The 8,464-nt window shown below is 71.9% G+C and carries 9 protein-coding genes; 4 read left to right on the plus strand and 5 right to left on the minus strand.

Annotated features, from left to right (window positions below):
* Positions 1–378 precede the first annotated feature (378 nt).
* On the minus strand, positions 379–522 hold the full coding sequence (locus ACFV6I_RS34625) for a hypothetical protein (protein ID WP_380429768.1): 144 nt from the start codon (positions 520–522) through the stop codon (positions 379–381).
* 377 nt (positions 523–899) lie between these two features.
* Here ACFV6I_RS34625 and ACFV6I_RS34630 point away from each other — a divergent pair, with 377 nt between their 5' ends.
* Positions 900–1,355, plus strand: coding sequence for a hypothetical protein (locus tag ACFV6I_RS34630; RefSeq protein WP_380429770.1), 456 nt, complete (start codon positions 900–902; stop codon positions 1,353–1,355).
* Positions 1,356–1,652: 297 nt separating this feature from the next.
* Here the strand turns inward: ACFV6I_RS34630 and ACFV6I_RS34635 are convergent, their stop codons facing one another.
* Positions 1,653–1,994: an SDR family NAD(P)-dependent oxidoreductase gene (locus ACFV6I_RS34635; protein WP_380429773.1), complete on the minus strand. Its 342-nt coding sequence runs from the start codon at positions 1,992–1,994 to the stop codon at positions 1,653–1,655.
* On the opposite strand from ACFV6I_RS34635, the gene ACFV6I_RS34640 reads away from it, so the two are divergent.
* Positions 1,975–2,514: a MarR family winged helix-turn-helix transcriptional regulator gene (locus tag ACFV6I_RS34640; RefSeq protein ID WP_380429776.1), complete on the plus strand. Its 540-nt coding sequence runs from the start codon at positions 1,975–1,977 to the stop codon at positions 2,512–2,514. The two genes, ACFV6I_RS34635 and ACFV6I_RS34640, sit on opposite strands and share 20 nt — an antisense overlap.
* 62 nt (positions 2,515–2,576) lie before the next feature.
* Here ACFV6I_RS34640 and ACFV6I_RS34645 read toward each other — a convergent pair whose 3' ends face one another.
* The 3 genes from ACFV6I_RS34645 to ACFV6I_RS34655 form a co-directional block, all read right to left on the minus strand.
* On the minus strand, positions 2,577–3,980 hold the full coding sequence (locus ACFV6I_RS34645; protein ID WP_380429778.1) for a DJ-1/PfpI family protein: 1,404 nt from the start codon (positions 3,978–3,980) through the stop codon (positions 2,577–2,579).
* 155 nt (positions 3,981–4,135) lie between these two features.
* Positions 4,136–5,116, minus strand: coding sequence for a GlxA family transcriptional regulator (locus ACFV6I_RS34650; protein WP_380429780.1), 981 nt, complete (start codon positions 5,114–5,116; stop codon positions 4,136–4,138).
* Positions 5,117–5,212: 96 nt separating this feature from the next.
* Complete coding sequence (locus ACFV6I_RS34655) at positions 5,213–6,085, minus strand: amidohydrolase family protein (RefSeq protein WP_380429783.1); 873 nt, start codon at positions 6,083–6,085, stop codon at positions 5,213–5,215.
* Positions 6,086–6,285: 200 nt separating this feature from the next.
* Here ACFV6I_RS34655 and ACFV6I_RS34660 point away from each other — a divergent pair, with 200 nt between their 5' ends.
* Both ACFV6I_RS34660 and ACFV6I_RS34665 read left to right on the plus strand, forming a co-directional pair.
* Positions 6,286–7,539 carry an MFS transporter gene (locus tag ACFV6I_RS34660; RefSeq protein WP_380429786.1) on the plus strand — a complete coding sequence of 418 codons (1,254 nt, stop codon included), beginning with the start codon at positions 6,286–6,288 and terminating at the stop codon, positions 7,537–7,539.
* 261 nt (positions 7,540–7,800) lie between these two features.
* Positions 7,801–8,412, plus strand: coding sequence for a hypothetical protein (locus tag ACFV6I_RS34665; protein WP_380429788.1), 612 nt, complete (start codon positions 7,801–7,803; stop codon positions 8,410–8,412).
* Positions 8,413–8,464: the final 52 nt, after the last annotated feature.

Raw genomic sequence — 8,464 nt, forward strand, 5'->3', positions numbered from 1 at the left:
TCGCCCCCTCCCCCGCGCCCGCCCCCCCCGCCCGTCCCGCCCGAGCGCGCCGCCGGGCGCCCCCGCGACTCGTGGCCCCGTACGGGCTGCGCGAGATCCCGCACGCCTGGATCCCGTCAGGCCCGCCCCGGCGCGCTGATCCTGGCCCCCTGGGGCACCCACTACAGCAACCTCGACGCCCTGCTGCGCCTCACCGTCCACGATGACACGGCCGCCTCCGGGCTGTTCCTGGAACCGGTGTGGAGGGCGAGCCTGCGGCCTGCGGAAGTCGCAGCGGAAAGGGCCCTTCCGGTGGCGACCGACGGGGCCCTTCTCGTAGCTGGGCAACGCTCCGTTCCAGTACGGGCGAAGATCAGCCCGGACCGAAGTGCGGGCGTATCACTCGGTGTCGGTGGCTACCGGAACCTCGTCCTCCCGAATGATGATGTGATCCTCGCCCTCGATCTTGATTTCAGTGCCTGCGTACTTGCCAGACGGAGTCTTGCCCTCGGCGGACGCCGTCACCTTGCTGTCCTCGGCCATGTCTCCTCCTTCCGGCCGACACGGTGTCGGCCCGTGCTGATCCTGCCATGACCAACCGTCACCGGACTATCACCCTCGACAGATCGGAGGAGCCATTTCGACGCCAACTTGGCGGTGCCATCGGTTACCTGACGTGGAATGAGAACGTCGAGAAGTTCAAGGTGCGATTGGTCCGGCAGGCGCCTGAGGGTGGTCGGTCGACCGGCAGGGCGGCGCCCCTGAAGATCCGCCGTGTTCACTGAGAACGGGCGAAACGGTGGCCGAGCCGGGACGGGCGTCCGAGGCCCTGAGGGTGTTCAACCTGACACGCCTCGCCGAAGTCCGGCTGGTACCAACGAAGTTGACCGGCGTCTCGGTAGAGCCGGGTCGAGATGCGCATGCGCTTCCGCAAGGCGTCTGCCATCCTCGGGCGCATGCCAGCCCGTAACCGCCGCCTGCCGCGCGGCCTGTCGTGGCCGCTCACCCCGACGGACATCCGCACCGTCCTCGGCGCGCAGGAGGCGGATGCCGTCGACCTGGATTTCGGCGACCGGCTCTGGGGGGACGGGACCGCGTTGCACGCCGAGTGGGTGCCACCCATCTCCGCCAACTACGGTGGCGGCATCCATCCCAGCTGGTGGTGCACCGTGCGGGTTCGTATTGCTCCGCTCCCGGCCACCGAACGGGCGGCGGCTCGACACGTCCTGCGGCAGATCGCCGTTCCCGAACTCGCGGCCTGGATCAGTGCCGCTCGGCACGCGCCGGAAGCCTGGACCCTGTCCCGGCACAGTCGTTCCTGGCGGCCTGAAGGCAGCACCACCGTTTATCGCGACGACCTGCGGCCGTACCTGTGAACCCTCGATCGACGGCCACGAACCGCCGTGCGGTCAAACCTCGGTGAGATCGGTCGAGGCAGGTTGAGGTGGGTCGCCGCCGCGTGGCCCAGGTCCGTCCTCGGACTTGGCCTGTCCCACCGGAGGGACGCGGGATCGGCCAACCGGTCGCCCACGGTGGACGGTTCGGCGTGTGGCGGATCGGATGGCACATCGGACATGACTGGCACTCCATGCGCCCGTCGGCGTCGGTGAAGGCCTGCCCGTCACCGACGCCGAGGCTCCTGCCGGTGGCACCGGTCCGGCCGAGCGCGTTGTTCAGCGCCCGGCCAGCGCGCCGCCGTTGACGTGCAGGGTCTGGCCGGTGATGTGCCCTGCGGCCGGTGAGGCGAGGAACAGCACGGTGCCCGCGATGTCCGCCGGGGTGCCGGCCCGGCCGTTGGCCGTCTGGGCGAGCAGGGCGGCACGGCGCTGGGGGATCATCCCGCCCTGGAAGAAGTCGGTGGACTCGATGTAGCCCGGGGCGATGACGTTGGCCGTGATCCGGTCCTTGTCGAGGTCCTGGGCGATCGTGAGGTTCCAGGCCTCGACGGCGGCCTTGGCGGAGCCGTAGGAGCCGGATCCGCCGCGGTGGGCCGCGATGGAGCTGACGCTGACCACACCGGACCAGCCCCGCACCGACCGCGCCGACGAGATCTCCCAAGCCTGGCGGCGCGAGCAGCCCGGACTCCCGGTCGACTCGATCGGCATCCTCACCCGGATCCACGACGCCGCGAAACTGCTGGCCGACGAGCGGCGCCGCGTCCTGACCCAGGTCGGCATGGACGCCGCCACCCTCGACCTGCTCAGCACCCTCCGCCGTTCCGGTCGGCCCTACCGGCTGTCCACCCGCGAGCTCGCCAGCCGCTGCCTGATCACACCCGGGGCCGTGACCCAACGGGTGGACCGAGCCCAGCACGAGGGGTTCGTCCGCAGACTGGCTGCGGACCCCGGGACCCGCGCCGTGCCCGTGGAGCTGACCCCCGAGGGGCACCACGCAGTGGAGAACGCCGTCGACGGCCTCCTGAACTACGAGCGGGGCCTCATCGAAGCCCTGGCGCCCCAGGAGCAGCGGGAACTGGCCCGCCTCCTGGCAGTGCTGCTGCAGGACCTCAGCGACCGCGCCCACCACCGCGCCTGAACCACGCGCCCACGGGAACGCTCGAACCGGCGAGCCCGGAAAGGCGCCGAGCGTCAGGCGAGCTACGCCGTGGGGCGCCGCCGTCGAACCGTGTGGCGGATCGCCGTCGGTGCCAGCCCCACCCCCACGCTCACGACGACCGCCGCCGCGGCCAGCAGGGTGGACCGCCAGGGCCAGGACGCGCCGGTCAGCTCCAGGTGGGCCGAGGGGTACTCGGAGAACTTCGCGGTGGCCAGCGCCGTGCGACGGTCGCTGCTTTCAGCAAGGTCCCGTAGCACCGGATCGAAGCCGAACTCCCCGGACCGCCGTCCTCCGCCGGGCAGTTCGGCGGCGAGCCCGTTGCGGCGGGCCCAGTCGTCCAGCGCACTGCCGAGGTCGGAGGTGTTCGTGACGCCGGGCACCACGAAGCGATCCGCCCCGTGGGCGCCCCCCTTCGCCGACCGGGTGACGAGGACCAGGCCGTGGCGGGTGGTGACGGTGTCACCGGCGCCGATCACCAGCGTCCGGGTGGCGAAGGAGACTCCGCCGTATCCCTCGAAGGCGGCGGCCGCGTCGATCTCCTCGACTCCGTCGACCAGTCCGATGGCCGTGGTGGGGCGCAGCCACGGGAATGCGGCGTTGAAGGCGTACGGGAGGTCGACGAGGGCGAGATGGTTGGCCGGTATCGCGGTCGGTCCGTCCGGAGTCCAGCCGGGGTAGGACAGGCCGGTGCCGATACGGGTCGCCTCCGCTGTGCCGGCCAGTTCCTCGACCAACCGCAGCGCACCCATGGTGCCGGAGGTGACGCCCGCGGTGGTGGTCACCCGCCCGTCCTCGACGTAGCGCAGCCCTCGCTTCCAGGCGACCTTCGGGTAACTGCGCTCCAGGGAAGTGATGTTGGACCAGAACGACGTGGCGTCGCGGCCGTCGAGCAGACCGGAGGCGGCCAGCAGTTCGGAGCCCGCGCACACCCCGAGGATCCGGGCGCCCCGGTGGTGGCGTTCGACGATCCACCGGCGCAGGCGCTCCTCGCCCGCGCCGGTGGGGTCGGTCACGGCGGGCACGACCACCACGTCGGGTTCCGGCAGAGTGCCGTCCGCCACCTCGGCCAGCGTGTGGTCGGGCAGCAGATGGGCGCCGCCGGACAGTGGGGAGACACGGCGTTCGGCCGCCACCGTGTAGACGAACATGTCCCGCGACTCGGCGAACACCTGGTAGGGCGCGAGTACATCGGTGGCCACGGAGCCCTCGTTGCCGACCGCGACCGCCACCGTGATCCTGCCCTCCGGTACCGGCCGGGCGGCAGGCCACACCCCGGCATCGGATCCGCGAGGGGCGGCGGCGAAGCTGTCGGCCATCGACGCGCTCACCCCCGCGAAGGCGATCCCCGCGAAGGACGCGGTCGCCAGAGCTGTGCCCAGCAGTACCCAGCCGGTGCGGCGCAGCGCGCGGTGCCCCTTGCGCGCCTCGGAACTCGCCTTGAGCAAGACATACCTCAACAATCCGGGCACGTTTTTGGCAGCACGGTGCCGTCGGCCCTCGTGGAAGTGGGAAAAGCGAAACAGGAAACGGGAAACGGGAGAGAGGAAGGGAAAGAGGGGACGGCCGGGAAGGAGGCCCCTTCGCCGAGGAGGCCAGTCCGTCAGGCAGTCGGCCGCGCTGGTGCGCGCAGCAGCGAGGGCGGCGCGCCGAAGGCGTCAGCGACCACCCGGCGCAGTTGCCGGGCGTCACGGAATCCGCACCGGAGCGCGACCGCCTCCACCGTCAGGTCGGTACCGGACAGCAGGGTGCGGGCCCGCTCCAGCCGCAGTTGCCGCTGGTAGGCGAACGGGGTGATGCCCGCAGCCGTGGTGAAGGCCCGCGTCAGACCGCGCGGGGACAGCCCGGCGATGCCTGCGAGTTCACGCAGGGTGAAGGCGACGTCCAGATGCTGCGCCAGATGGTCCTGCACCCGGTGCACCGCGGGCTGGACGTGGTCGCGGTGCCGCAGGAACGGACTGATCTGTGCCGCGTCCCCGTCCCGCCGCAGGTACAGCACCAGTTCACGCGCGACTCCCGCGGCCAGTTCGGGGCCGCGCTCCCGTTCGACCAGGGACAATGCGAGATCGATCCCCGACGAGATGCCCGCGCTGGTGCTGATCCGCCCGTCGTGCACGTAGAGCGCGGCCTCACGCACCCGGGCCCGCGGGTACCGGTCGCGCATCGCCGAGGTGAGCGACCAGTGGGTCGTGCACGCCCTGTCGTCCAGCAGCCCCGCCTCCCCCAGAACGACTGCACCGCTGCACACGGACGCCACCCAGGCACCCGCGTCGTGGGCCTCGCGCACCCAGCGCACCACGGCGGGTGCCACCGGCCGGTCTGATCCGGTCAGCCGGGGGCCCGGCACGAGCACCAGGTCGCCGGCTGCCGCCCGGCTCGTCGACAGCGGTGCCAGCCCCGCCAGCCGCAGGCCTTGCGCGGACCGCAGACCGTCCGTCTCGGCGACGAACTCCAGCCGGTAGCCGCCGCCGAGATGCGCCGCAGCGTCGAACACCTGCACGGGACCGCCGAGGTCCAGCAGATTCACCTCGGGCAGCACCAGGACCAGCACCCGTCCGGTACGCCCGTTCGTCTCCTCGCTCACCCCGCCACGGTAGGCCGCCACGAACCGTCCGCACGAGGTCTCCCAGGGACAGGCGGCGGACAGATCTGGCACTGCCGTCCCAGCTGCGGACTGCGCCTACGCCGACAGCTGCAGCCCGGATGCTGCTCGCCGTCCGGGGGACCAGTTCAGCAGCCGCGCCGGGTTCATGGTGAGGGCGGCGCGCAGGACCGACGGGTCGACGTGCTCGGCCGGCCAGGCGAGGCACTCGGCGAACGTCCTGCTGTGTTCGTGGCGCGTCCAGGGCCAGTCGCTGCCCCACAGCAGGCGCTGGTGGCCCGCCTCCTCCAGCAGGCGCCGCAGCATGCGGCCGGGCACGTCGGGCGCGCAGCGGTAGGGCGCGGAGGCCTTGATCCACACGTGGTCGCGCGTGGCCAGATCCAGCACCGTGCGGTCGGCGCCCTCGGATGCGCCCGGCAGGCCGAGGTGGTCGATCACCACGGGGGACGGCCAGGCGCGCAGGGCGGGGGCGATCGCCGTCCACTGTTCGCCCGCCGCGTGCACCTCCAGGTGCTGCCCGCGCTCGGCCAGCAGTGCGGCCACCTGCCGCCAGTGCGGACCGGCCAGGTCGGGCACCCGGCGGCCGATCAGGTTGAGGCGGATGCCCGCGACGCCGTCGAGGGCGAGCGGGGCGAGCGCGCCTGGTCGGCAGGGCCGGTCGTGGTCCAGCACGATGACGGCGCGGAACCTGGCGGGGTGCCGGGCCAGGCAGTCGAGCAGGAAGTCGTTGCGCGTTCCCAGGAAGCTCGGCTGGACGAGGACCGCGCCGCCGATGCCGTGCCGGTCGAGCAGCGCCAGGTACGTCGCCGGGAGGGCGTCGTAGTCCGGCACGTAGCGGGGGCGGTCGGCCCTGGGCAGGCCGCGGTGGAACACGTGGGCGTGGGTGTCCACCGACTCCACCGACTCCACCGACGCGGTCAACTCGGCGGACTCGGCCGATTCGCAGATCACCCGCCGATGGTAGGCCCGGGGGGTCCAGGACCGGGGGCCTCTGGACCTTCACCTGACTGACTGTCATATTGGCCTGCATGTTCGACGACGTACTGACGTGCTCACGTTCAGGGCGGCCGGTGCCGCGGGGGCGCTGCCGCTGTGCGGCGCCGGTCGTTGGTTCCTTCCGGCGCCGCATGGACCTCAGGTAAGGAGCGGGCATGCGTCAGTGGTACCGCTCGGCGTCGCCCGGGGGCCGACGGGCGTTCTGGGCCACCTTCGGCGGCTGGGCGCTGGAAGGGGCCGACGCGCAGATCTACGGCCTGGTGCTGCCGACCCTCACCACACTGTGGCATCTCACCAGCGGCCAGGGCGGGTTGGCCTCCTCGGTCACCCTGATCGGCACCGCGCTCGGTGGCTGGTTGGCCGGGGCGGCCTCCGGCCGGTGGGACCGGGTGGCCGTCCTGCGCTTCACCATCGCCTGGTACGCGGTGGCGACCGCGCTCGTCGGCTTCGCCAACGGCTTCGAGTCCCTGTTGGCCTTCCGCTGTCTGCAGGGCATCGGCTTCGGCGGTGAGTGGGCCGCGGGCGCGGTGCTGATCAGCGAGTACGTGACCACGCGGTACCGGGGCAGGGCCCTCGGGGCGGTGCAGAGTGGTTGGGCCGTCGGCTGGGCCTTCACCCTCGCCGCCTACTCGGTGCTGGTCACCGTCCTGCCGCAGGCCTGGGCGTGGCGGGCGATGTTCTGGCTCGGCGTGCTGCCCGCCCTGCTGGTGCTCGCCCTCCGCCGTGGGATCGCCGACCCCACGGCCGACCAGCGGCGGCGGGAGAAGGCGTCGCCGACGGAGATCTTCCGCCCCGGCCTGCTGAGGGTCACCGTGTTCGGCGCGCTGCTGGGACTCGGCAGCCACGGAGGCTACTACGCCCTCAGCACCTTCTTGCCTACCTACCTCCACACCACCCGGCACCTGTCGGTGATGAGCGGCAGCGGGCACCTCGCGGTCTTCATCGCCGGCTCGTTCCTCGGCTACCTTGCCTCCGGGTGGCTCTCCGACCGGATCGGCCGTCGTCGCAATGTCGTCCTCTTCGCCCTGTGCTGCCTCGTGACCCTCGTTCCCTACCTGCTGCTGCCACTCGGCGATCTCGGCACCCTCATCGCGGGCGCGCCGCTCGGGTTCTTCTCGGCCGGGATCCCCGGCGGACTGGGCGCCCTATTCGCGGAGTTGTACCCCACCCGCGTCCGGGGCAGCGGGCAGGGCTTCTGCTACAACCTGGGCCGCATCGTCAGCGCCGCGTTCCCCGCCCTCGTCGGCTACCTCTCCGGACGCCTCGGACTCGCGGCGAGCATCGCCCTCTTCGCAGGGCTCGCCTACGCACTGGCGGCCATCGCCGCCACCTGCCTCCCCGAGACCCGGAACCACGAGCTGCTCGGTGACCCGGCCCCCGCCGCCCGACCGGAGCGCATCGCCAGCTGACAACGCCCCTTCGGCCTGGGCGTGTTCTTCCTTCCCGAATACCAGGCAACCGTCCCGTGACGGCGGCCCGGTGTACGGCGGACACGTCCGCATGCGGGACTGCCTGGGGCCTCCAGCGGGTGAACCCGCCACCGACGCCACCCCGTTGTCCCCGGTGGCAGCCGCCGTGTCCCGCAGAGCTACCAGGGCGGCCACTTCTCCGGCACCTCGATCTTCGGCCAGGACGGCTTCCAGGCGTCCTTCACCTACGACAACGCCCTGATGATCACCGCGCTCCTCCAGCGCGGCACCACCGACGACGTCCAGTACGCCGCCCAGCTCGGACGGAGCCTGCTCCACGCGCAGGCCCACGACCCCGAACTCGCAGACGGCCGCCTGCGCGCCTCCTACGAGCCGCACCCGTTCGTCACCAAGGACACCACCCCGTACGTGGGCAGCCCCTCCGTCTACACCGGCAACATGGCCTGGGCGGGAATGGCCTTCACCCGCCTCTACCGGGCCACCCTCAACCCGTCCTACTGCCGCGCCATCGACTGGGCGGCCACCACCATCAAGGCCACGGACGGCGTCTACACCGGTGTCAGCTTCTACCGGAACGACACCAAGAAGGTCTGGTTCGAAGGAACCGGACACCTGCTGGTCGCCTACCACGCCCGCGCCAACGGCACCGACCCCGTCGAGGCCAACAAGCTTCTCACCACCCTGGAGACGGCCCAGACCAGCGCCCCGAACACCGACGGCAGCGGCATCGTCGCGGCCTCCGGCGACAGCCTCGACACCGGCCAGGGCGACTACTACTACGCCGCCCTGCACACCGGAGCGACCGCCTGGTACGTGATCGCAGCCCAGGGCGGCAACCCGTTCCGCCTCTGATCCCCGCTCCCGGCGACACACCCTGAACGTGAAGACGGTGCCGGCCCCGACC

Origin of the sequence: Kitasatospora sp. NPDC059803 (assembly GCF_042732255.1) — a bacterium.
GTDB lineage: Bacteria > Actinomycetota > Actinomycetes > Streptomycetales > Streptomycetaceae > Kitasatospora.

What these genes read in the sequence shown, in the direction of transcription:
- ACFV6I_RS34665 (WP_380429788.1), top strand. Translation starts at nt 7,801, where the DNA reads ATGATCACCGCGCTCCTCCAGCGCGGCACCACCGACGACGTCCAGTAC.
- ACFV6I_RS34630 (WP_380429770.1), top strand. Translation starts at nt 900, where the DNA reads ATGCGCTTCCGCAAGGCGTCTGCCATCCTCGGGCGCATGCCAGCCCGT.
- ACFV6I_RS34660 (WP_380429786.1), top strand. Translation starts at nt 6,286, where the DNA reads ATGCGTCAGTGGTACCGCTCGGCGTCGCCCGGGGGCCGACGGGCGTTC.
- ACFV6I_RS34625 (WP_380429768.1), bottom strand. Translation starts at nt 522, where the DNA reads ATGGCCGAGGACAGCAAGGTGACGGCGTCCGCCGAGGGCAAGACTCCG.
- ACFV6I_RS34640 (WP_380429776.1), top strand. Translation starts at nt 1,975, where the DNA reads ATGGAGCTGACGCTGACCACACCGGACCAGCCCCGCACCGACCGCGCC.